Genomic DNA, 22,710 nt, shown 5'->3' with positions numbered 1-22,710 from the left:
TTTTAGAATTGAAAGTTATATGTAGCAGAATGGACAATGAATCTACAGCAGCTTCGCTATATCCATGAGGTTGCGCGCCGTGGGCTCAACGTCACGGAAGCCGCCGAGGCATTGTTTACTTCCCAGCCGGGTGTCTCGAAGCAGATCCGGCAGTTCGAGGCCGAGCTGGGCATCGAGATCTTCGAACGCCACGGCAAGCGCCTGGTGGCGGTCACCGAGCCGGGGCGGGCGGTGCTGGCGATCGCCGAACGGGTGCTGCGCGACCTCGACGACCTGCAGCAGGTCGGCAGCGAGTTCGCCAACGAGACGGTGGGCAGCCTGAGCATCGCTACCACCCACACCCAGGCGCGCTACGTGCTGCCGGCCGTGGTGCGCGACTTCATGCGCCGCTACCCGCAGGTCAAGCTGTCGCTGCACCAGGGCAACCCGCGCCAGGTGTGCGAAATGGTGCTGGATGGCGCCGCCGACATCGGCATCGCCACCGAGGCCATCGCCGATTACGACGACCTCGTGATGCTGCCGTGCTACCAGTGGAACCGCTGCGTGGTCGCCACGCCGCGCCACCCCATCCTGCACGAATCGCCGCTGACGCTGGAGGCGATCGCCCGCTATCCGATCATCACCTACGACGACGCCTTCACCGGCCGCAGCCTGATCAACAAGGCCTTCCTCGGGCGCGGCCTGAAACCCAACGTGGTGCTGTCGGCGATCGACTCCGACGTGATCAAGAAATACGTGGAAATGGACCTGGGCATCGGCATCCTGGCGCGCATGGCCTACGACGCCGAGGAGGACCGGCGGCTGGGCATGGCGGATGCGTCGCACCTGTTCGAGTCCAGCACGACCCGCATCGGCCTGCGCAAGCGGGCCTGGCTCAGGACTTACGTCTTTGCCTTCATCGAGGGCTTCGCGCCCCACCTGACGCGGCGCATCGTCGAAAGCGCGCTGATCGGCGGCGGCAGCGACCCGGGTCTCTGAGCGGCGGGTTTCAGACGCGCTCGAACCAGCGCTTCAGGCGGGCGCCGCGCAGTCCGGCGCCGAGGCCGGCGATCAGGCGGACGCGCGCCTTCAGCGGATCGAGCGTGCGGCATTGCAGCCAGTTGCCCGGCCGATCGGCGCGATGTGCGGTCGCGCCGGCGCCGCAGCGGCTGGCCAGCACGACCGGCACCGCAGCCGGCAGGTCTTCGGCGAGCACCGTTTCCCAGCTTGCGGGCAGGCTGGCGTTGCCCGGCAGCGCCAGCACCAGGCCGGCGCGCCCGGCCGCCTGGCTGGCGCGGGCCAGCGCACGCACCACGGCCGAGGCCAGTGCGGGGGAACTGCCTGCGCTCACCGTCAGCAGTTCGACCGGCGGCAGCGCCTGCACGCCGTCGGGCAGGTCGATGCGGTGGTGACGGGGAGACGGAAGGGCCTGCAGCTGGGTGTCGCCGGCGTCGATGGTCAGCGCGCCGGGCGAACTGAAGGCGTCGATCGCGGACGGGTGGCGCTTGGCGAGATGGGCCGCAGGCAGGATGCGGTCGCCGAGCACCGCGAGCACGCCGGCGCGGCCCGCCGCCGGACGGCAGGCGAGCTGTACCGCCTGGTAGAGGTTCAGCGGGCCGTCGGCGGACAGCGCGGTGGCCGGGCGCATCGCCGCGGTCATCACCACCGGCTTGGCGGTGGCGAGCGCGATATGGAGGAAATAAGCGGTTTCCTCCAGCGTGTCGGTGCCGTGGGTGACGACGATGCCGTCGATGTCGCCGTCGTCGGCCAGTGCCTGCAGGCGCCGCAGCAGCGGCAGCCAGTGGGTCGGGCCCATGTCCTTGCTGTCGATGTTGAACAATTGCTCGGCATGCACTTCGGCCAGCGCGGACAGCTGCGGCACGGCGCCGAGCAGCTCGGCGGCGCCCAACTGGCCGGCGGTGTAGCCGGTGGTGTCGGTTGCCGAGGCGGCGGTGCCGGCGATGGTGCCGCCGGTGGCGACGAGGGCGATGCGGGGTCTGCGCATGTTCGAGCTGCGGGCCTGGGCGAATCCTGAATATATATGGGAGCCGGTGGGATGGGGCTTGCCGGCCTGCCCGCGATTCTACGGGATGGTGCGTGCGCCGGTGTGGCGTCGAGCACGCGGTGAATATGTCATCGATGTCGTTTGCGTCGACAATGACGAATTCCACGGAGCCATTCCGATGTCCCCCCATATACTCGCTCCACCCTCCCGGAACCGGATGAACCCTTGCCCATGAAACGCCCTGCCCGACTGCTGGCCCGTATGCTCGCCACCGGTGCCGTCTCGCTGCTCCTGTCCGTGCCTGCGCTGGCCGACCCGGCGGCTGCCAGCCGTTATTACGAGGATGGGCTGAAGCGTTTCGAGGCACGGGATGTGGCGGGGGCGATCATCCAGCTCAAGAACGCCTTGCAGCAGGACCGCAACATGCTGGCCGCGCACCTGCTGCTGGCGCGCGCCTACCTCAGCGATGGCGATGTCGGTCCGGCGGAAGTCGAATTCCGTGAAGCGCTCCGGCTCGGCGTGAGCCGTGCCGAGGTGGCGGTGCCGATGGCGCGCATCTACCTGTTGCAGGGCCGGCCGGCGGTGTTGCTGCAATCGGTTCCGGCGGAAGGCCTGCCGGCCGGCGTCCGTGTTGACGTTCTGAGCTTGCGCGGCGTGGCCCATGCCGCGCTGGGACAGCGTGCCGAGGCCGAGCGCAGCTTTGCCGAAGCGCGTGCGCTCGATCCGGCTTCGCCCGTGCCGCTCGCGGCGGAAGTGCCGATGCTGATCGGGCGGGGAGACCTGGTTCGCGCCCGGCAGCTTGCGGAGCAGGCGGTGGAGCGCGGCCCGGAATACGCGATGGCGTTCAATGCGCGTGCTTCGGTGGCGCATGCCACCGGCGAGCTGGCGACTGCGCTGATGGACTACGAGCGCGCGCTTGCCCTCGATCCTGGTCTGATCGATGCCGCCGTCGCACGCGCCGGCATCCTCGTCGACCTGGGGCGCGATGACGACGCGCGGGCCGCACTGGCAGCCATCGGGGCGGGGCCGGTCGAGCCGCGCGCGTCCTACCTGCTTGCCCTGCTCGCCGAGAAGCAGGGCAAGCGTGCGGAGGCGGCGCGCCATCTGGCGGAGGCGGGCGGCCTGGTCGATACCCTGTCCGCGGAATGGGTGGCCGGCCACGAGCAGTTGCTGATGGTCGGTGCCTTGGCGCATCACGCTGGACGGCAGCTCGAGAAGGCCAAGAAGTATCTCGAAACGACGGTTTCCCGCTACCCGAACAATATCGGCGCGCGCAAGTTGCTGGCCTCGGTCTATCTGGACATGAACGATTACGCACGGGCAACCGGCATGCTCGAGCATGTGCTCCGGCTGCAGCCGGAAGACCCGCAGGCGCTGCAGTTGCTGGGGCGCGTCAACCTCGCCCAGCGGCGCTACGGCAAGGCGAGCGAACTGCTCGAAAAGGCCGCGCAGAGCGGGGACGCAGGGGCGCAGGCCGCCTTGGGATTCAGCCGCCTGGGCGGTGGCGATACCGCGGCTGCGATCGAAAGCCTGCAGGCCGTGTTCGACAGGACGCCGGGCGACTTCGTCGTCGCCAACGCGCTTGCGAACACCTTGATGCGACAAGGCGAAGACAAGGCCGCGCTGGCCGTCGCCCAGCGTGCCGCCGAAGCCGCGCCGGGCAATCCTGCGGCCTTGAATCTGCTGGGCGCCATCCAGGTCGCCAGCGGAAATCCGGCCGAAGGGCGCAAGGCTTATGCGGCGGCACTGGCGAAGGATGCGGGCTTCGTGCCGGCGCGCCTGAACATGGCGCGTCTCGACGTTGCGGAAGGGCGTCTCGACGAGGCGCGCCGCACCTATGCCGCGATGCTGAAGCAGAACCGCAACGACATCGTCGCCATGTATGAGTCGGGCATGCTCGAGCAGGGGGCCGGCAATATCGGCGAGGCGATTCGCTGGTTCGAGAAGGCCGTGGCCGAGCGCCCCAGGGACCCGCGCTTCGGTGTGGCACTAGTCAAGGCCAGGGCGGCGGCCGGCGACAAGGCGGGCGCCCTCGACGCGGCGAAGGCCCTGGCGCCGCAGTGGGGTTCCGACCTGTCGGTGCTGGCCACGCTGGCCGAAGCGCAGATCGACGTCGGCGACAACAAGGCTGCCCAGCAGACCTTGCGTGAAATGACCGTGCTTGCCGAGTACAACGTATCGCGGCTGGTGGGCATCGGTTATCTCCAGCTTCGGGCGGGCAACCCGTCGGGTGCGGCTTATGCCGCGCAGAAGGCGCTGCAGGGCAGGCCCGGGGATGAGGCCGCGATGGTGCTGGAGACGGAAGCGGCCCTCGCCGATCCGGGCGTGGAGCCGGCGACGATCGACGACCTGGTGGCGGCGCTGCGCCGGGCCCACCCGGCCAGTGCCAGCGGCCTGCGCCTGGCGGGAGACCTCGCCGTGCGCCGCAAGCACTTCGCCGAAGCGGCGCAGCTGTACCGCGATGCCTTCGAACTTCAGCCTTCGTTCGATCTGCTCCAGCGCCGCGCCAGCCTTGCGGTACTGCAAGGCGAGCCGAAATCGGCCATGCCGGTGCTGAGGCGCTGGCTGGAGGAGGAGCGGGGCGAGGACGCGCGGGTGCGGGAAATGCTGGCCGAACTCTGGATGCGCGACGGCAACTGGAAGGCTGCGCGGGAGGAGTACGAGCGCCTGGTCGCCGAGGACCGGGCCGGGGCAAACGTTCTCAACAACCTTGCAAACGTGCTGCTGATGCTGGGTGACGGCGACCCGGTGCGTCTGGCGGAACAGGCCCTGGCCCTGGAGCCGGGAAACGTCGGCATCGTCGACACCCTCGGCTGGTCGCTGGCGCGTGCCGGCCGCTTCGACGAAGCCATGCGCCACTTGCGCGATGCCCGCCTGCGCGCGCCGGAAGACCCCGAGATCCGCTGGCATCTCGGCTATGTGCTGGCAAAGCTGGGGCGGGCGCAGGAAGCCCGGGCCGAGCTGCAGTTCGCGCTGGGCGCGTCTCCGTCCGCCCCCTGGGCAGAAGAGGCCAGGAAGCTGCTCGATCAGCCCGGATAGTGTCGAAAAAATTGACGCACAGGCTGCGAGCCGCCCAGCTGAAATATGTAACTAATTGATAAATCTGGTGTGCAAGAGGCTGGCCTGTTTTTTGCTAAAAATTTAAAAAACAGGTTAATTGAAGGAATAGCCATGAAAACGACAATTTTGAAGTCCACTCTTGCCGTCGCGCTGTGTGCCGCTTCGCTTTCCGCGATGGCCGCGACCAACTGGAATCTGACCAATTCCGCTGCCAACGAGCCCCAGGTGACCGGCTGGAAGGCGAGCAACAACGGCTCGGACATCTACAAGACCTCGGTCGGGTACTGGGCGGGCAATGGCATCGGCGTCGGCGGGGAGACCTCGGGCAATCAGCATGCGCTCGACAACCAGGCTGGATTCGAGGTCGCGCTGCTGAGCTTCGACGACGCAGTTCGGCTGGAAAGCGTCAGGGCGGGCTTCACCGCCACCGATTCCGACATCTTCGTCATGGCGTTTACCGGCGCCGGCTCGCTGACGGCGACCCAGGCCCTCGATGGCGGCACGTTTGCCAATCTCACCAGCCGCGGCTGGACGCTGATCGGCAACTACGCGAACATCGGCACCGCCACCAAGGATCTGGGCACGACCTCGGGGGCGTTCGAGAATGTTTATTCGAGCTTCTGGCTGATCGGCGTGGGCGGCTATGCGGCCGGCTCCGGGGTGAATTCGGGAGACTTCAGAAATGGCTCTGCGGTCGGCTTCGATCAGTGCTCCGGCAGTGGCGGCAACAGGGTTTGCGGGAGATACGACTATCTGAAGCTCGCCAGCGTCGGCGGTACGATCAAGCCCCCCAGCAGCGGCAACGTGCCCGAGCCCGGTTCGCTGGCGTTGGCCGGCATCGCCCTGCTCGGCATGGTCGGCATGCGCCGCCGGAAGAATACGGCCTGAAGCCCGGGCGGATCTTTTGCCAGCTGTGGCGGCGCCGAAAGGCGCCGTTTTTTTTCGCCGGGCCGCCCCAACGCAACAAGTGCCCCTTCGGGGGGAGCAGGGCGTTCGCGGAGCATGGCTCCGCGCCTGCGAAACGGGCCGGCTGGGCAAAGCTGGCCCTCCTGCGACCCGCGCAGCGGTGGAGCGTGGGGGCTTCTCTCAGCCGGGCAGGGCGTCCGTGGCGGCCTCTTCCTGCTGCAGCAGCCACATCTGCGCGTAGGCGCCGCCGCTTGCCAGCAGCGCGCCGTGCCGTCCGCGTTCGACGATGCGGCCGCCGTCGAGCACGATGATCTCGTCCGCATCCATGATCGTCGATAGCCGGTGGGCGATGACGAGCGCGGTGCGGCCTTCGGCGGCGCGTTCGATCTGGGCCTGGATGGCTTTCTCGGTCCGGGAGTCCAGTGCCGAGGTGGCCTCGTCGAAGATCAGGATCGCGGGGTTCTTCAGCAGTGCGCGGGCGATCGCGACGCGCTGCTTCTCGCCGCCCGACAGTTTCAGGCCGCGCTCGCCGACACGGGTTTCGTAGCCGTCCGGCAACTGGCGGATGAAGTTCTCCAATTGGGCAGCGCGCGCGGCGGCTTCGACTTCCTCCCGGCTCGCGCTCGGGCGGCCGTACTGGATGTTGTAGAACAAGGTGTCGTTGAACAGCACCGTATCCTGCGGCACGATGCCGATCGCCGCGCGCAGGCTGTCCTGCGACAGCTGGCGGATGTCGTGGCCATTGATCCGGATCGCGCCCTGCTGCACGTCGTAGAAGCGGTACAGCAGGCGCGCCAGGGTCGATTTGCCCGAGCCCGAATGGCCGACGACTGCGACCGTGCTGCCGGCGGGAATGTCGAAGCCGAGGTCGAACAGGATCGGCCGCTTGGCATCGTAGGCGAAGCCGACGCCATCGAAGCGCACGCTGGCCGGGCCGGCGGGCAGGCTGAGCGCGTCCGGTGCGTCGGCGATCTCGCGGTGCTGGTTCATCAGCCCGAACATGCGCTCGATGTCGGTCAGCGACTGGCGGATCTCGCGGTAGATCACGCCGAGGAAGTTCAGCGGCGCGTACAGCTGGATCAGGAAGGCGTTGACCAGCACGATGTCGCCGATCGTCATCTCGCCGCTGGCCACCCGGATTGCGGCCTGCCACATCATCGCCGTGACGGCGACCGCGACGATTACCGCCTGGCCGATGTTGAGGCCGGACAGCGAATACTGGTTGGTGATCTGGGCCTGCATCCACTTGCCGAGCTGTTCGTCGTAGCGGCGCGCCTCGAATTCCTCGTTGTTGAAGTACTTGACCGTCTCGAAGTTGATCAGGCTGTCGATCGCGCGCGCGTTGGCGGCGGAGTCGAGTTCGTTGGTGCGCCGGCGCAGCACCGTGCGCCAGTTGGTGACCTTGACCGTGAAGGCGATGTAGGCCACCAGCGCCGCCAGCGTGATCAGCGCGAACACCGGGTCGTACTGCACCAGCAGGATGCCGATGACCAGGCCGATCTCGATCAGCGTCGGCAGGATCGAATACAGCGTGTAGCTGATCAGCGAGCCGATCGAGCGGGTGCCGCGCTCGATGTCGCGCGTCAGGCCGCCGGTCTGGCGCTCCAGGTGGAAGCGCAGCGACAGCGCGTGCAGGTGGCGGAACACCCGCAGCGAAATCTCGCGTACCGCCTGCTGGGTGACACGGGCGAAGACGATCTCGCGCAGTTCGGTGAACAGCGAGGTCGAGAAGCGGAACACGCCATAGGCGAGCAGCAGCGAAGCGGGTACGACGATGAAGGCCTGTTCGCGCGTGATGCTCAGGTCGTCGATCAGGTGCTTGAAGACGATCGGCACCGTCACGTTGGCGCCCTTGGCCGCCAGCAGACAGCCGAGCGCGAAGATCACCCTGCCCTTGTAGGCCCAGATGAAGGGAAGCAGGCTTTTCAGCGTCTGCCAGTCGTGGCGCTCGGTGGGTTCGGGGCCGGGCAGGGCGGTGGCGGAGGAGCGTCTCATGATTTCGTCGGGATGGGCGGCAAGCGGCGGACGGCAAGCGCGCGATTCTGTTGCCGGGGCCGTGGCGAGTCAAACCGCAAGTCTTTTGATCGATCATGCTTGACAGGAAATAAATTGAACGTATGATTCAAACAAACGTTTGAATTGAGAGTACCGATGCCCGTCGAGCCACGCCTGCCGCAGTCCGAAACGCGCGATCGCATCCTCGATGCCGCCGAACGGCTGTTCATGGAGCACGGTTTCGAAGGCACGTCGATGCGCATGATCACCGGTGCGGCGAATGCCAACCTGGCTGCGGTGAATTACCACTTCGGCAGCAAGGACGCGCTGATCCAGGCCGTGTTCCGCCGCCGCCTGACGGCATTGAACGAAACCCGGCTGGCGGCGCTCGATCGTCTGGAGGCGGAAGCCGGCGGCGAGGCGATCAAGCCCAGCCGCATCGTCGAGGCCTTCTTCGGCACGGCGCTGGAACTGGCCGCGGACACCGAGCATGGCGGCAACACCTTCATGCGCCTGCTCAGCCGCACCTACAACGAACCCAACGCCTTCGTGCGCCAGTTCCTCGCCGAGGAATACGCCGAGGTGATGGACCGCTTCCTGGGGGCGCTCTTCCGCGCGCTGCCGGGGGTGCCGCGCGACGAGATCATGTGGCGCTTCCACTACATGATGGGGGCGATGTCGTTTGCGATCGCGGGTATCGAAAGCGTGTATGCGATGGCGGGCCTGCCCTGCGAGAAGGAGCCGCCGTCGCGGATGCTGCCGCGGCTGATGAGCTTCCTGCTCGGCGGCCTGCGCGCGCCGCTGCCGGATTTCGGCGCGGCGGCAACGGATTGACGGCGATTGACTCGAGAACGGCCGGGGCGGCGCCCGGCATGAGGAGAATGTGATGGTCTGGTTGCTACTGGTTTGCCTCCCTCCCTTGGCAGGTGCGCTCGCCTACGGGCGAGCGCCACTTTTTGCCTGGCTGCTGGCGGGGCTGGTGTGGATCGCGGCATTGGGCTGGGCGGGCGACTGGCCGGCGCTGCTGACCTTCCTGGTGCTGGCGCTCTATGCGGGGGCGATGAGCGTCTTCCTGGTCGATTCGCTGCGCCGCCAGCGGGTGACGGCGCCAATCTTCAAGGCTTTCCGCAATGCCCTGCCGACGATGTCGCAGACCGAGAAGGATGCGCTCGAAGCCGGCACGGTGTGGTGGGAGGGCGAGCTTTTCAAGGGCAACCCGGACTGGCGCAAGCTGGACGGCTATCCCTGGCCCAGGCTGAGCGAGGAGGAGCAGGCCTTCCTCGACAACGAAGTCGAGGAACTGTGCCGCCTGACCAATGACTGGGATTGCACCCAGCGGCAGGACATGCCGCTCGAAGTGTGGCAGCACATCAAGGACAAGGGCTTCCTCGGGATGATCATTCCCAGGGAGTATGGCGGCAAGGGCTTCTCGGCCTACGCCCACTCGCAGGTCATCACCAAGCTGTCGACCCGCTCGTCGGCGCCCGCGGTGACGGTGATGGTGCCGAACTCGCTCGGCCCGGCCGAACTGCTGCTGCACTACGGCACGCCCGAGCAGAAGCAGCACTACCTGCCCGGCCTCGCCAGCGGGCGGGAGATTCCGGCCTTCGCGCTGACCAGCCCGTGGGCGGGTTCCGACGCGGCTTCGATTCCCGATGCCGGCGTGGTGTGCAAGGGCATGTGGCAGGGCGAGGAAGTGCTCGGCATGCGCGTCAGCTTCGACAAGCGCTACATCACGCTGGCGCCGGTGTGCACCGTGTTCGGCCTCGCCTTCCGCCTGTACGACCCGGACGGGCTGCTCGGCGGCGAGCAGGACATCGGCATCACCTGCGCACTGGTGCCGCACGACCACCCGGGCGTGGACATCGGCCGCCGCCACTTCCCGCTCAACGCGGTGTGGATGAACGGCCCGGTGCGCGGCAAGGACGTGTTCATGCCGCTGGACTTCATCATCGGCGGTCCGGCGATGGCCGGCCAGGGCTGGCGGATGCTGATGGAGTGCCTGGCGGCCGGACGCTCGATCTCGCTGCCGGGCTCCAACGTCGGCATGCAGAAGCTCACCGCGCGCACCGTGGGTGCCTACGCCCGCGTCCGCTACCAGTTCAGGACCCAGATCGGCCGCTTCGAAGGGGTCGAGGAGGCGTTGACCCGGATCGGCGCCAACACCTATCTGTGCGACGCGGCACGCACGATGACCGCCGGCGCGGTCGATCTCGGCGAGAAACCCGCGGTGGTGTCGGCCATCGTCAAGTACCACGTCACCGAACGCGCGCGCCAGGTGGTCAATGACGGCATGGACGTGATCGGCGGCAAGGGCATCTGCCTCGGGCCGCAGAACTTCCTCGGCCGCGCCTACCAGCAGATTCCGGTCGGCATTACGGTCGAAGGCGCCAACATCCTGACGCGCAGCCTGATCCTGTTCGGCCAGGGGGCGATCCGCTGCCATCCCTTCGTGCTCGCCGAAATGGATGCGGCGCAGCGCAACGACGAAGGCGGTTTCGACCATATCCTGCGCGAGCACGTCGCCTTCACCGTCAACAATGCCGGCCGCGCCTTCGTCATGGGGCTGACCGGCTCGCATTTCGTCAAGCTGCCGGTCGACGTCGCGCCCGAGACGCGCCGCTACTACCAGCAGCTCACCCGCTTCTCCGCCGCCTTCGCCTTCATCGCCGACATTTCGATGGGCACGCTGGGCGGCGCGCTGAAGCGCAAGGAAAAGCTGTCGGCGCGGCTGGGCGACATCCTGTCGCTGATGTATCTCGCCACCGCCACGCTCAAGCGCTACGAGGCCGAAGGCCGCCAGCCCGCCGATGCGCCGCTGATGCACTGGGCGATCTGGGATTGCATGTTCCGCATCCAGCTCGCCTTCGAAGGCGTGATCGCCAACTTCCCGAACAAGCTGTTCGCCTTCCTGCTGCGCCGTCTCGTCGTGTTCCCGCTCGGCCGCCCCTACGTGGTGCCGTCCGACCGCCTGGGCCACGACGTCGCTGCCCTGCTGATCGGGCCGTCGGCCACGCGTGACCGCCTCACCGCCGACGTCCATCTGCCGGAAGACGTCGAGGAGCCGGTCGGCGCGCTCGAGGCGGCGCTGCTGGCGACGATCGCGGTCGAGCCGATCGAGGACAAGCTCAAGCAGGCGCAGCGTTCCGGCGCCTTCCAGCCGGGCCTGATGACGGGGGGCGACGTCGATGAAGTCTGGCGCCGCGCACGCGACGCCGGCGTGATCACCGACGACGAATACCTGCTCGTCGAGCGCCGCAACATGCTGCGCGACAAGGTCATCCGCGTGGACGACTTCCCCTACGACTTCGATCAGCGCGCGGCGGTGGAAACCATGCCGGCGGCGTCGCCGGCACGCGGGGAGGCTGCATGAGCAGGGATGTGTTCGTCGTCGATGGTGCGCGCACGCCCTTCCTGAAGGCGCGCACCGGGCCCGGTCCCTTCACCGCCGCCGACCTGGCGACGGCGGCCGGCACGGCGCTGCTGATGCGCCAGCCCTTCGGTCCCGGGCAGCTCGACGAAGTGATCCTGGGCTGCGCCAGCCCTTCGGCCGACGAGGTCAACATCGGCCGCGTGGTGGCGCTGCGCATGGGCTGCGGTCATGCCGTGCCCGGCTGGACGGTGATGCGCAACTGCGCCTCCGGCATGCAGGCGCTGGATTCCGCGATCGCGAACATCCAGTGCGGCCGATCCGGCCTGGTGCTGGCGGGCGGCGTCGATGCGCTGTCGCATGCGCCGCTGCTGTTCTCCGACAAGATGGTGCGCTGGCTGGCGAACTGGTACGCGGCGAAGACGCCCGGCCAGAAGCTGGCGGCGCTGAAGGATTTCCGCCCCGGCAACCTGGCGCCGGTGATCGGCATCATGAAAGGGCTCACCGACCCGATCGTCGGCCAGTTGATGGGGCAGACCGCCGAGAACCTCGCGTTCGCCTTCGGCATCAGCCGCGAGGAGATGGATGCCTTCGCGCTCGAGAGCCATCGCCGCGTCGCGGCGGCGCAGGACGCCGGGCATTTCGCCGCCGAACTTGCGCCGCTGATCGGCCGCGACGGCAGCGTCTACGGCGCCGACGACGGCGTGCGGCGCGATGCGTCGATGGCGGGGCTGGCCAAGCTGAAACCCTTCTTCGACAAGAAATACGGCCGGGTCACGCCCGGCAACAGCTCGCAGATCAGCGACGGCGCCGCATGGCTGCTGCTGGCTTCGGCCGAAGCGGTCGAGCGCCACGGCCTGAGACCGCTCGGGCGCATCGTCGACAGCCAGTGGGCAGGGCTGGCGCCGGATCAGATGGGCCTCGGCCCGGTGCATGCGACGCTGCCGATCCTGCAGCGCCATGGCCTGAGCCCGGCCGACATCGACGCCTGGGAACTGAACGAGGCGTTTGCCGCGCAGGTGATCGCCTGCCTGCGCGCATTCGCCGACGACGCCTACTGCCGCACCCACTTCGGCCTCGATGCCGCGCCGGGTGCGCCGGTCGAAGCGAAGCTCAACATCGACGGCGGCGCGGTGGCGCTGGGCCATCCGGTCGGCGCCAGCGGCGCGCGCATCGTGCTGCATCTGCTGCAGGTGCTGCGCCGCAGCGGCGGCAGGCGCGGGCTGGCGTCGATCTGCATCGGTGGTGGTCAAGGAGGAGCGATGCTGGTGGAGGCCGTGCAATGAGCCAACGGAACTGGATGCACTGGACTTTGCGCCGCGAGGCGGACGGCCTGGCCTGGCTGGAAATCGACTGCGCCGGCGCCGCGGCCAACACCTTGTCGGCCGAAGTGATGGCCGAGTTCTCGCAGGTGCTCGACGAGCTCGACCGCCAGCCGCCGGCGGCGCTGGTGATCGCTTCGGCCAAGCCGGCCGGCTTCATCGCCGGCGCCGACATCGAGGAATTCTCGCGGCTGGACTCGCCGGCAGCGGCGCGTGCGCTGGTCGAGCGCGGCTGGAGCCTGTTCAACCGCCTGGCGGCGGTGCGCTACCCCACGCTGGCGCTGATCCGCGGCCACTGCCTGGGCGGCGGCCTGGAGCTTGCGCTCGCCTGCCGCTACCGGCTGGCGATCGATGAGCCGTCGACCAAGCTCGCGCTGCCGGAAGTCATGCTCGGCATCGTGCCGGGCTGGGGCGGCATACTGCGCCTGCCTGAGGCGATCGGCCCGGCTGCGGCGCTGGACATGATGCTGACCGGCAAAAGTGTCGATGCGCGCAAGGCGAAGCGCCTGGGCCTGGTCGACGACTGCGTGCCGCCGCGGGTGATGGCGTCCGCCGCGCGCATCGTCGCGCTGTCCGGCGCGCCGGCGCGCAAGCCCGCGCTGAAAGAGCGCCTGCTGCGCAAGCTCATGGACGGCCCGCTGCGCAGCAAGGTGGCGGAGAAGGCGCGCAAGCAGACCGAGGCCAAGGTCTCGCGCGACAACTATCCGGCGCCTTTCGCCATCATCGAGATCTGGGAAAAGCATCAGGGCAACGCCTTGGCGGTGCCGGCGGGCGATCCCGCCTCGCTGGAGGCCATCTTCGCCTCGCCGACGACCAAGAACCTGGTGCGGGTGTTCTTCCTGCAGGAGCGGCTGAAGGCCTTCGGCAAGGGCATCGACTTCGCGCCGCGGCACGTCCATGTGGTCGGTGCCGGCGTCATGGGCGGCGACATCGCCGCGGTGTGCGCACTGCGCGGCATGCGGGTGACGCTGCAGGACCAGTCGGTCGAGCGCATCGCACCGACGATCAAGCGTGCAGCCAAGCTGTTCGAACGCCGTTGCAAGGGCGACGCACGCGCGGCGCGCTTCGCCCTCGACCGCCTGATCCCGGATCCGCAGGGCCATGGCGCGGCCCATGCCGACCTGATCATCGAAGCCATCTTCGAGAACCTGGAGGCCAAGCGCAGCTTGTTCGCCGAGCTCGAAGGCCGCGCCAGGCCGGATGCGGTGCTGGCGACCAACACCTCCAGCCTTCGCCTGGAAGACATCGCCACGGCGCTGCAGGTACCGTCGCGGCTGGTCGGCATCCATTTCTTCAACCCGGTGCCGCAACTGCCGCTGGTCGAAGTGGTGCAGGGCGAAGCCAGCGACGAAGAAATGCTGCGCCGTGCGATCGGCTTCGTGCGAGCGATCGACAAGCTGCCGCTGCCGGTCAAGAGCGCGCCGGGCTTCCTGGTCAACGCGGTGCTCGGCCCCTACATGCTCGAAGCGCTGCGCTGCGTCGAGGAAGGGCGCTCGCCGGAGACCGTGGATGCGGCGCTGCTGCGTTTCGGCATGCCGATCGGGCCGGTGGAGCTGGTCGATACCGTGGGCCTGGACATCGCCCTGGCGGCCGGCGAGGCCCTGACCGGCGATGCCGCGTCCGGCCAGCCTGTGGCGCCGCCGCAACGCCTGCTGCAACTGGTCGAGGCCGGCAAGCTGGGCCGCAAGAGCGGCGAAGGTTATTACCGCTGGGTCGATGGCAAGGCGCAGAAGGGCGAGGCGGGTGCCTTCGATGCCGCGCTGGTGGAGCGCATCCTGGCGCCGCTGCTGGCCGCCGCCGAGCGCTGCGTGCGCGACGGCGTGGTCGCCGATGCCGAGCTCGCCGATGCCGGCGTGATTTTCGGCACCGGCTTCGCGCCGCACACCGGCGGCCCGCTCAATTATGCCGCCGGCCTGGGGAAAACCCGGATTGGCGAGGCTCCGGCAGTGGCCGAACGTGCTGACCAGAACACCGGACAGGAGAGCTAGATGAACGATTTCGCCGATGTCCTCAGCACATTGCCGCACGACAAGCAGCCCGCGCTGCGCGTGATGCCGATGCCGGCCGATCTCAACCCCGCAGGCGACGTGTTCGGCGGCTGGGTGATGTCGATGGTGGACATCGCCGGCGCGATCCCGGCGGTGCGCAGGGCGCGCTCGCGGGTGGCGACGGTGGCGGTCAACTCCTTCGTCTTCAAGCAGCCGGTTTCGGTGGGCGATCTCGTCAGCTTCTATGCCGAGGTGATCGCGGTCGGGCGGACCTCGATCACCGTGGATGTCGAGGTTTTCGCCGAACGCGACCCGGAAAACCCGGTCGTGGTCAAGGTCACGGAGGCGCAACTGACCTATGTTGCGCTGGATGACAAGGGGCGCAAGCGGCCGCTGCCGGCCGCTTAGGTATTGGTTGGGGAGCAATCCTTTTTCAGCAGCGCGGGTCGGACCCGCAAATCATAAAAGGTGAGGGGACACGATATGCAACTCAAGCGTTTGACGATCAAGGTCGCAGCGGCGACCGCCATGCTGGCGGCGGGCAACGCGATGGCTGCGGGTTTCATGCTGCAGAACCAGAACGGGGCCGGCACGGGCTACGCCTACGCCGGCTCGGCTGCGGTGGCAGAGGATGCGAGCACCATCTTCTTCAACCCGGCGGGCATGCTCTATCTGAGCGAAGGGCATCACGTCTCGGGCGCGCTGACGGTGCTCGACCGCAAGCTCGAGTTTTCCGACCGGGGTTCGAATGCGCTGCGCGTCGCTGCGCCGCCCGTGCCGGGTTATCCCTTGGGGAACGATGGCGGCGACGCCGGCGGCTCCTCCCTGGTGCCGGCCGTGTATTGGGCCATGTCCTTGAGCAAGGATCTTCGCCTCGGCCTGGGCATCTCGCCGACCTTCGGCAATGCGACGGAATGGGACGATGCCTTCATCGGCCGCTACCAGGGCGCCTATTCGGAGATCAAGGCGATCAACATCAATCCGAGCGTCGCGTACAGGGTCAATGACATGGTTTCCCTGGGCTTCGGCCTGAATTACGTGAAGTTCGAGGCCGACCTGCGGGGCATGCAGCCCATCACCGCGCTGCTGCCCAATACCGTGGACATCGAAAGCAAGCTGTCGGGCGACGATACCGGCTGGGGCTGGAACGCCGGCGTGATCTTCCAGTTGAATCCGGCGCTGCGCGTGGGGCTCACCTACCGCTCGAAGATCGACCTGGATGTCGAAGGCAAGGTCGAGGCAGGGCCGACGTCGACGCCGGCCAAGGTGTCCATCGAGCTGCCGGACATGGCTTCGCTGGCACTGGCCTACCAGGCCAGCGACAAGCTGCAGATCCTCGCCGACTACACCTGGACCGGCTGGAGCTCCATCCCGCGGCTGAAGGTCCAGCATCGCAACTTCGGCGTGGTGCTGACCGACGAATACCTCGGCTTCAAGGACAGCTATCGTGTCGGCATCGGCATGCAGTACCAGTACACCGATGCGCTGCGCCTGCGTGCGGGCGTGGCCTACGACCAGTCGCCCATCCGCAAGGCCGAGGACCGCACCGTGCGCCTGCCCGACTCCGACCGTACCTGGCTCGCGGTCGGCTTCAACTACAAGCTGAACAAGCAGACCTCGATCGATGCCGGTTATGCCCGCCTGTTCTTCGACAAGGAGAAGATCGACCGTCGTACCGTGCTCGGCACCAATGCGACCGGCCAGTTCGTCCGCGGCTCGTTCGACACCTCGGTGAACATCTTCTCGGTCCAGCTCAATCACGCTTTCTGACCGCCGCAGAGGGTGGCGACCGGCCCCTTGGCCGGTCGCCCAGCATCCGGAGAACCTCATGAGTCGTCTCATCATCCGCAAGGTTGCCGTGCTCGGTGCCGGCGTCATGGGCGCGCAGATCGCCGCCCATTGCGCCAATGCCGACCTGCCGGTGATCCTGTTCGATCTTCCCGCCGGCGAAGGCGACGCCAACGGCGTCGTCACCAAGGCGCTTGCCGCGATGAAGAAGCTCGATCCCGCGCCGTTCGCGGCCAAGGATCGCGGCCGCTTCGTCGAAGCGGCGAACTACGCCAGCGATCTGGCCCGCCTGGGCGAGTGCGACCTCGTCATCGAGGCCATCGCCGAGAAGATTGAGTGGAAGCTCGACCTGTATGCCAAGGTCGCGCCGCACCTGAAGCCGGGCGTGGTGTTCGCGTCCAATACCTCGGGCCTGTCGATCCACGCCCTCGCCGCCGGCATGCCGGAAGGCCTGCGCAGCCGCTTCTGCGGCATCCATTTCTTCAATCCGCCGCGCTACATGCCGCTGGTGGAGCTGATCCCGGCCGCCGAGACCGATCCGGCGATGCTCGATGCGCTGGAAGCGTGGCTGACCACCCGCCTGGGCAAGAGCATCGTGCGCGCCAGGGACACGCCGAACTTCGTCGCCAACCGCGTCGGCGTGTTCTCGATCCTGGCCGTGCTGCACCACACCGCCCGGCTCGGGCTGGCCTTCGACGAGGTCGACCTGCTGACCGGGCCGCGCATCGGCCGGCCCAAGAGCGCGACCTTCCGCACCGCGGACGTGGTCGGCCTGGACACCCTGGCGCACGTCGTCGGCACCATGCAGGCGACGCTGCCCAACGATCCCTGGCACGCTTATTTCGAATCGCCCGAATGGCTGCGGGCGCTGATCGCCAAGGGCGCCTTGGGGCAGAAGACCCGCGGCGGCATCTACCGCAAGCAGGGCAAGCAGATCCAGGTGCTGGATCTCGGCCTGCAGGACTACCGCGACAGCGGCGGCGAGGTCTTCCCCGACGTCGATGCGATCCTGAAGCTGAAGAACCCGGCCGAGAAGTTCGCCCAGCTTGCCGCCCATCCGCACCCGCAGGCGCAGTTCCTGTGGTCCATCTTCCGCGACGTGTTCCACTACTGCGCAGTGCATCTGGGCGACATCGCCGACAATGCGCGCGACGTCGACCTGGCGATGCGCTGGGGCTTCGGCTGGGCGCAGGGGCCGTTCGAGACCTGGCAGGCCGCCGGCTGGGGCGAGGTGGCGAAGATGATCGACGACGACATCCGCCACGGCCGCGCGATGTCGAACGTGCCGCTGCCGCCCTGGGTGTTCGAGCGCGACGGCGTGCATGCGCCGGAAGGCTCCTGGAGCGCGGCGCAGGGCGCGCTGAGGCCGCGCGCGAGCCTGCCGGTGTACCAGCGCCAGCTCTACCCGGATCGCGTGTTCGGCGAAGCGCCGGACGATCGCGGTGAAACCCTGTGGGAGAACGCCGGCGTGCGGCTGTGGCGGCGCGCCGACCAGGATGCACGCATCGGCATCGTCTCGATCACGTCCAAGATGCACTCCATCGGCGAGGAAGTCATGGACGGCATGCTGGAGGCCATCGCCCGTGCCGAAACCGATCTCGACGGCCTGGTGATCTGGCATCCGGCGCCGTTCGCGGTCGGCGCCAACCTGCAGCAGGTGGGCGAAGCCTGCCGCGCCGGCCAGTTCGAGCTGCTGGAAAGGATGGTGGCGAAGTTCCAGCAGACCTCGATGGCGATCAAGCATGCGCAGATACCGGTCGTGGCCGCGGTGCAGGGCATGGCGCTGGGCGGCGGCTGCGAGTTCGCGATGCATGCGGCGCACCGGGTGCTGGCACTGGAAAGCTACGTCGGCCTGGTCGAAGCCGGTGTGGGCCTGATTCCGGCGGGTGGCGGCAGCAAGGAGTTCGCGCTGCAGGCGCACACGATGGCCAGGCGTACCGCGGGCGGCGACGTCTTCCCGTTCATCCAGACCGCGTTCCAGACCATTGCCATGGCAACGGTGGCGAAGAGCGCGATCGAGGCCGTCGAGCTCGGCTTCGCCCGCGCCTCGGACGACGTCGTCTTCAACGCCGCCGAACTGCTCCATGCGGCCATCCGTCGCGCCCGGGCGCTGGCCGAATCGGCTTGGCGGCCGGCGCTGATCGATTCCGCGGTCAAGGTGGCGGGGCGCGACGGCATCGCCACCTGCGAACTGATGCTGGTGAACATGGCCGAAGGCGGCTTCATCTCGGCGCACGACTACCGCGTCGCCAAGGCTGCCGCGACGGCTTTGTGCGGCGGTGAAGTGAACAGCAACAGCCGGGTGGGCGAGCAATGGATTCTCGACGTCGAGCGTGCGCAGTTCGTCGAACTGCTGAAGACCGAAAAGACCCAGCAGCGCATCGCGCACATGCTCGAAACGGGCAAGCCGCTGCGCAATTGACGGAGAACGGACGGAATGAGCAAACAGATTCAGGACGCCTACATCGTCGCCGCGGTGCGTACGCCGGTGGCCAGGCGCAACGGTGCCTTCCGCCATGTGCGGCCCGACGACATGCTGGCTGCGGTGCTGCGCGAACTGGTGGCCCGCGTGCCCAATCTCGACGGCAACGAGATCGGCGACGTCATCACCGGCTGCGCGATGCCGGAGGCCGAGCAGGGCATGAACGTGTCGCGCATCGGCCTGCTGCTGGCCGGTCTGCCGGATGCGGTGCCCGGCATCACGGTCAACCGCTTCTGCGCCTCGGGCCTGCAGGCGGTGGCGGATGCCGCCAATCGCATCCGGCTCGGCGAGGCCGACGTGATGATCGCCGCCGGCACCGAGAGCATGAGCGCGATGCCGCAGATCATGGGCAACAAGGTCAGCCTCAACCCGGAGATCTTCGCCCACGCCGAGAACGTCGACATCGCCTACGGCATGGGCCTGACCGCCGAGCGCGTCGCCGCACAATGGTCGGTGAGCCGTGAGGACCAGGATGCCTTCGCGGCCGAATCCCATCGCCGCGCCTGCGCCGCGATCGCGGCCGGGCAGTTCGATGCCGAAGTCATGCCTTATGCGGTGAAGTCCTGGCTGCCGGGCGAAGGCGGCACGGTGCGCATCGCCGAGCGCGTGCTGTCGCACGACGAGGGGCCGCGGCCGGATTCGACGGCGGCAACGCTGGCGAAGCTGCGGCCGGTGTTCGCCGCGCGCGGCTCGGTGACGGCGGGCAACAGCTCGCAGATGTCCGATGGCGCTGCCGCCGTGCTGCTGATGAGCGAGGTCGCGATCAAGCGCTACAACCTGGCGCCGATCGCCCGCTTCGCATCCTACGCGGTGGCCGGCGTACCGCCCGAGGTGATGGGGATCGGCCCGGTGGAGGCCATTCCGCGCGCGCGCTGCGGCGGGCCGGGCTGGGCATCGACGACATCGGCTGGACCGAGCTCAACGAAGCCTTCGCCGCTCAGGCGCTGGCGGTGATGCGCCAGCTCGACCTGGATCCGGCGAAGGTGAATCCGCTCGGCGGCGCGATCGCGCTCGGCCATCCGCTGGGAGCAACCGGCGCGATCCGCACCGCGACGCTGATGGCTGCGATGCAGCGCGATCCGGGGCTGCGCCACGGCATGATCAGCATGTGCATCGGCACCGGCATGGGGGCGGCGGGCATCTTCGAGCGGGTCTGATGGCTTTCCTCCAACGGCGGCGGGAGCCGCCTCGGGGGAAACGCCTGTTCAGCGCGACAGGCGATAGGCGAGCCGCCCCAGCGCTTCATGCAGAGCAAACCAGCCGGCGTAGGCGCTGTTCTGGTTGGGCAGTTTCGCCAGCATGCTGTGTTCGGCTGCCTGTTTGTCATGGTCGACAAGCCAGGCGGTCGGCGCCGGCTGCACGATCAGTCCCGCCGCTTCGAATTCGGCCTGGGCACGCGGCATGTGGGCGGCGTGGGTCACCAGCAGGATGCGCCGCATGCCGGTCGTGTCGAGAATCGCACTGGCGTAGCGGGCATTCTCCCGGGTGTCGCGCGAGCGCTCTTCCACCCACCGCACCGCCAGACCGAAATCCTCTTCCAGCGCAGCTTTCATCAGCACCGCTTCCGGCGTCTCGCCGGCGGCACTGCCGCCGCTCACCAGGATGGGCAGCCCGGTCGCACGCGCCAGGTGCGCGCCATAACGCAGGCGTTCGAGCGCCAGGCGGTTCACCGTTTCGCCGCCGAATTCGGGTGCATAGGAGCGCCGGCCGGCGCCGAGGATCACGATGGCGTCGGCATTGCGGGCGGCGTCGGGCGGCAGCGGCGCGGGGTCTTCGACCTGCGCTGCCAGCCAGTTCACACTTGCAGGCGTGCTCAGCAACAGGCCGAGGGCCAGGCCACTCCAGCCCAGGGTTCGCCCCAGGCGTGGAAAGCGGCCGAGCATGGCCAGGCCGAGGGCAATCGGCAGCAGCGGCAGCAGTGGTGGCAACGCGAATGCGGCAGCCAGCTTCTTGAGCGAGAAGAGCAGCAGGGAAAGATCCATCGGGCTTCGGGTTCCTGGGTTCGTGCCTGGGTTTGTGGTCGGCAGAGGCGGGCAGTATTATCGGGCGAATTCCGTCCCGGGCCGTGTTTGCCGATGATGTCTTTACTGCCGATGCCAGCATGTACCGCATGCCTGCCCGATTTCGGTGCTGCCGATGCGGTCGATCCGATGCCGCGGCCGGGCAGGAGGGCTGCCGGATGAGTTTGCGGCAAGCCCTGTGGATTCTCGTCCTTCTGCTGCTGGTGCTCGCCGGTTGGCAGTTCCTGCGTGCGGTGTGGCTCAGCCGTGATCCGATGTCCCCGCCCGAGGCCACGGCTGCTTCGGCCACTGCTCCCGGGCAGCAGGTGATGGCTGCTGCTGCGGCAGGCGAGGAGGAGGACGGCGAGGGTTTCGACTACGCGCCAAGACTGAATCCGGCCACTGCCGATAATGCTGCCGGGGATGAGCCGGAAGCATTCCGTTCGACATTGGAAACACAGCGCTTGCGGCACTTGCTCGACGGTCAGCAGGCGCTGGTCGATCAGCAGCGTGCCGAGATCGAGACACTGCAGGCCGAAGTCGCCGGGCTGCGGCAGCAGCTTGAAGAGTCTCTGCATGCGCAGCCGCCGCAATCGGCGGCTTCGCCCGAATACGCCGAAGCCACGCGCCTGGCCGAGCAGGGTCTGGACGCCGAAGAGATTGCGGCCCGCTGCGGCATCAGCATTGCCGAAGCGGGCTTGCTGGTGTCCCTTGCACGCAGTGGAGGCCACCGGTGACGGCAGCGCGGCGAAGCCGGCGCAATGCCGCGCTGCGCATGGCTGGCGCTGCCCTGCTGGCGGCGATTGTCGCCCTGCTTGCAGCGCTGTCGCTCGAACAGCGTCGGCCTGACGATGGCCTCCGCCCGATGGCGGATGCTGTCGCACCGGCGCCTTCGCTCGGCAGCGGCTTGTTCGCACCGATGGAGGCGGGTATCGCCGCGGCAGGCGATTCAGCCACCGTCCGCGGGGCCGCTCCGGAGCCGGTGCAGACGCCTGTGGAGACGGTCGTGCCCGTGCCGTCGCCCGCAAGCAGCCCGGCAGCCGAAGCCGCGGTGCCGGTGCTGGCCGACGCGCCGCCGGCGCCGGCGGAGGGATACCGGATCCAGCTCGGCGTGTTCGGCGATCCGGCCAATGCGCTTGCGCTGCAGCGGACGCTTGCCGCCCAGGGTTTGCAGGCCGGCATCCAGAGCCGCGTCGTGCTCGGCCCCTTCGCCGACCGCGAGGCCGCGCAAAAAGCCCAGGCCGCACTGCGCTCGGCGGGGGTCGAGGCGGGTATGCTATTGGCACCAGAGAAGAAAAGGCGCTGAGGCCCGATATCTGGCCCGATCCATTCCATCCAGGGGAGCATCCATGCAAATCAGGAGTCCGGAGTTCGGTACCGTCGAGGTTGCCGACGATCGCATCATCGAGTTTCCCGCCGGCCTGCCCGGTTTCGAGCAATGCCGCCGCTTCGCGCTGGTGCACGAAGAAGGGCGCGAGGCAGAGGTCTTCCTGCTGCAGTCGGTGGACGAACCCGATGTGGCATTCTCGATCACCGCACCGATGCGGCTCGGCGTGAATCTCGAATTCGCCCTGAGCGACGAGGACGTGGCCTTGCTGGAGCTCGAAGGCATCGACGACGTCGCGGTGGCGATCATCGTGCGCTCTCAAAGCGCTGAAGAAGCCGGGCCGGCCAGCGCCGGGCTGAGCGCCAACTTCATGGCGCCGCTCGTCTTCAATACTCGGGCCCGCAAGGGGATGCAGAAAGTGATCAACCGCCTCGGCTGCGAGGTCACGCTGCGCCAGCAGGACTGAACGAAGCGCCGGCCGGCCTGCG

At 68.0% G+C, this 22,710-nt stretch carries 16 protein-coding genes and 1 pseudogene; 14 read left to right on the top strand and 3 right to left on the bottom strand.

Annotation, left to right across the window (positions count from 1 at the left end; translation table 11 throughout):
* The first annotated feature begins 36 nt into the window (after positions 1–36).
* Positions 37–978, top strand: a complete 942-nt coding sequence (locus tag AAFL97_RS18345) for a CysB family HTH-type transcriptional regulator (protein ID WP_341646135.1) — start codon at positions 37–39, stop codon at positions 976–978.
* A 10-nt stretch (positions 979–988) separates the two neighbouring features.
* On the opposite strand, the gene AAFL97_RS18340 is transcribed toward AAFL97_RS18345, so the two are convergent.
* Positions 989–1,984 carry an asparaginase gene (locus AAFL97_RS18340; protein ID WP_341646134.1) on the bottom strand — a complete coding sequence of 332 codons (996 nt, stop codon included), beginning with the start codon at positions 1,982–1,984 and terminating at the stop codon, positions 989–991.
* A gap of 231 nt (positions 1,985–2,215) precedes the next feature.
* On the opposite strand from AAFL97_RS18340, the gene prsT reads away from it, so the two are divergent.
* Together prsT and AAFL97_RS18330 are read left to right on the top strand one after the other, a co-directional pair.
* Positions 2,216–5,023: an XrtA/PEP-CTERM system TPR-repeat protein PrsT gene (prsT, locus tag AAFL97_RS18335; protein ID WP_341646133.1), complete on the top strand. Its 2,808-nt coding sequence runs from the start codon at positions 2,216–2,218 to the stop codon at positions 5,021–5,023.
* A gap of 132 nt (positions 5,024–5,155) precedes the next feature.
* The gene (locus AAFL97_RS18330; protein WP_341647199.1) at positions 5,156–5,932 is read left to right on the top strand and encodes a PEP-CTERM sorting domain-containing protein; all 777 of its coding nucleotides are present in this window, start codon (positions 5,156–5,158) and stop codon (positions 5,930–5,932) included.
* Positions 5,933–6,130: 198 nt separating this feature from the next.
* On the opposite strand, the gene AAFL97_RS18325 is transcribed toward AAFL97_RS18330, so the two are convergent.
* A complete protein-coding gene (locus tag AAFL97_RS18325) occupies positions 6,131–7,945 on the bottom strand; it encodes an ABCB family ABC transporter ATP-binding protein/permease (RefSeq protein WP_341646132.1) in 1,815 nt (604 codons plus the stop codon).
* Positions 7,946–8,101: 156 nt separating this feature from the next.
* On the opposite strand from AAFL97_RS18325, the gene AAFL97_RS18320 reads away from it, so the two are divergent.
* The 8 genes and pseudogenes from AAFL97_RS18320 (at position 8,102) to AAFL97_RS18285 (ending at position 20,052) form a co-directional block, all read left to right on the top strand.
* Positions 8,102–8,779 carry a TetR/AcrR family transcriptional regulator gene (locus AAFL97_RS18320; protein WP_263462056.1) on the top strand — a complete coding sequence of 226 codons (678 nt, stop codon included), beginning with the start codon at positions 8,102–8,104 and terminating at the stop codon, positions 8,777–8,779.
* Between the two features lie 52 nt (positions 8,780–8,831).
* Positions 8,832–11,318: an acyl-CoA dehydrogenase gene (locus AAFL97_RS18315; protein WP_341646131.1), complete on the top strand. Its 2,487-nt coding sequence runs from the start codon at positions 8,832–8,834 to the stop codon at positions 11,316–11,318.
* Positions 11,315–12,601, top strand: coding sequence for an acetyl-CoA C-acetyltransferase (locus AAFL97_RS18310; RefSeq protein ID WP_341646130.1), 1,287 nt, complete (start codon positions 11,315–11,317; stop codon positions 12,599–12,601). The genes AAFL97_RS18315 and AAFL97_RS18310 overlap by 4 nt, the downstream gene beginning before the upstream one ends.
* Entirely contained in the window at positions 12,598–14,625 is a 2,028-nt protein-coding gene (locus tag AAFL97_RS18305) for a 3-hydroxyacyl-CoA dehydrogenase NAD-binding domain-containing protein (RefSeq protein WP_341646129.1), read from the top strand. The genes AAFL97_RS18310 and AAFL97_RS18305 overlap by 4 nt, the downstream gene beginning before the upstream one ends.
* A complete protein-coding gene (locus AAFL97_RS18300; RefSeq protein WP_263462060.1) occupies positions 14,626–15,033 on the top strand; it encodes an acyl-CoA thioesterase in 408 nt (135 codons plus the stop codon). It begins immediately after the preceding gene.
* A gap of 75 nt (positions 15,034–15,108) precedes the next feature.
* Entirely contained in the window at positions 15,109–16,395 is a 1,287-nt protein-coding gene (locus AAFL97_RS18295) for an OmpP1/FadL family transporter (protein ID WP_341646128.1), read from the top strand.
* Positions 16,396–16,453: 58 nt separating this feature from the next.
* The gene (locus tag AAFL97_RS18290) at positions 16,454–18,835 is read left to right on the top strand and encodes a 3-hydroxyacyl-CoA dehydrogenase/enoyl-CoA hydratase family protein (RefSeq protein WP_341646127.1); all 2,382 of its coding nucleotides are present in this window, start codon (positions 16,454–16,456) and stop codon (positions 18,833–18,835) included.
* Between the two features lie 15 nt (positions 18,836–18,850).
* Positions 18,851–20,052 (top strand): annotated as a pseudogene (locus AAFL97_RS18285) (acetyl-CoA C-acyltransferase).
* A gap of 48 nt (positions 20,053–20,100) precedes the next feature.
* Here the strand turns inward: AAFL97_RS18285 and AAFL97_RS18280 are convergent.
* Entirely contained in the window at positions 20,101–20,877 is a 777-nt protein-coding gene (locus AAFL97_RS18280) for a YdcF family protein (protein WP_341646126.1), read from the bottom strand.
* An 83-nt stretch (positions 20,878–20,960) separates the two neighbouring features.
* Here AAFL97_RS18280 and AAFL97_RS18275 point away from each other — a divergent pair, with 83 nt between their 5' ends.
* The 3 genes from AAFL97_RS18275 to fliW are packed head-to-tail and all read left to right on the top strand — an operon-like array spanning position 20,961 to position 22,688.
* Positions 20,961–21,632, top strand: coding sequence for a DUF2802 domain-containing protein (locus AAFL97_RS18275; RefSeq protein ID WP_341646125.1), 672 nt, complete (start codon positions 20,961–20,963; stop codon positions 21,630–21,632).
* Positions 21,629–22,201, top strand: a complete 573-nt coding sequence (locus AAFL97_RS18270; protein WP_341646124.1) for an SPOR domain-containing protein — start codon at positions 21,629–21,631, stop codon at positions 22,199–22,201. The genes AAFL97_RS18275 and AAFL97_RS18270 overlap by 4 nt, the downstream gene beginning before the upstream one ends.
* A gap of 43 nt (positions 22,202–22,244) precedes the next feature.
* Positions 22,245–22,688, top strand: a complete 444-nt coding sequence (gene fliW / locus AAFL97_RS18265; RefSeq protein WP_341646123.1) for a flagellar assembly protein FliW — start codon at positions 22,245–22,247, stop codon at positions 22,686–22,688.
* The last annotated feature ends 22 nt before the right edge of the window (positions 22,689–22,710 follow it).

The sequence above is a fragment of the Thauera sp. SDU_THAU2 genome, from assembly GCF_038260575.1.
Taxonomy (GTDB): domain Bacteria; phylum Pseudomonadota; class Gammaproteobacteria; order Burkholderiales; family Rhodocyclaceae; genus Thauera.
This window is presented reverse-complemented; position numbering and strand designations above follow the sequence as displayed.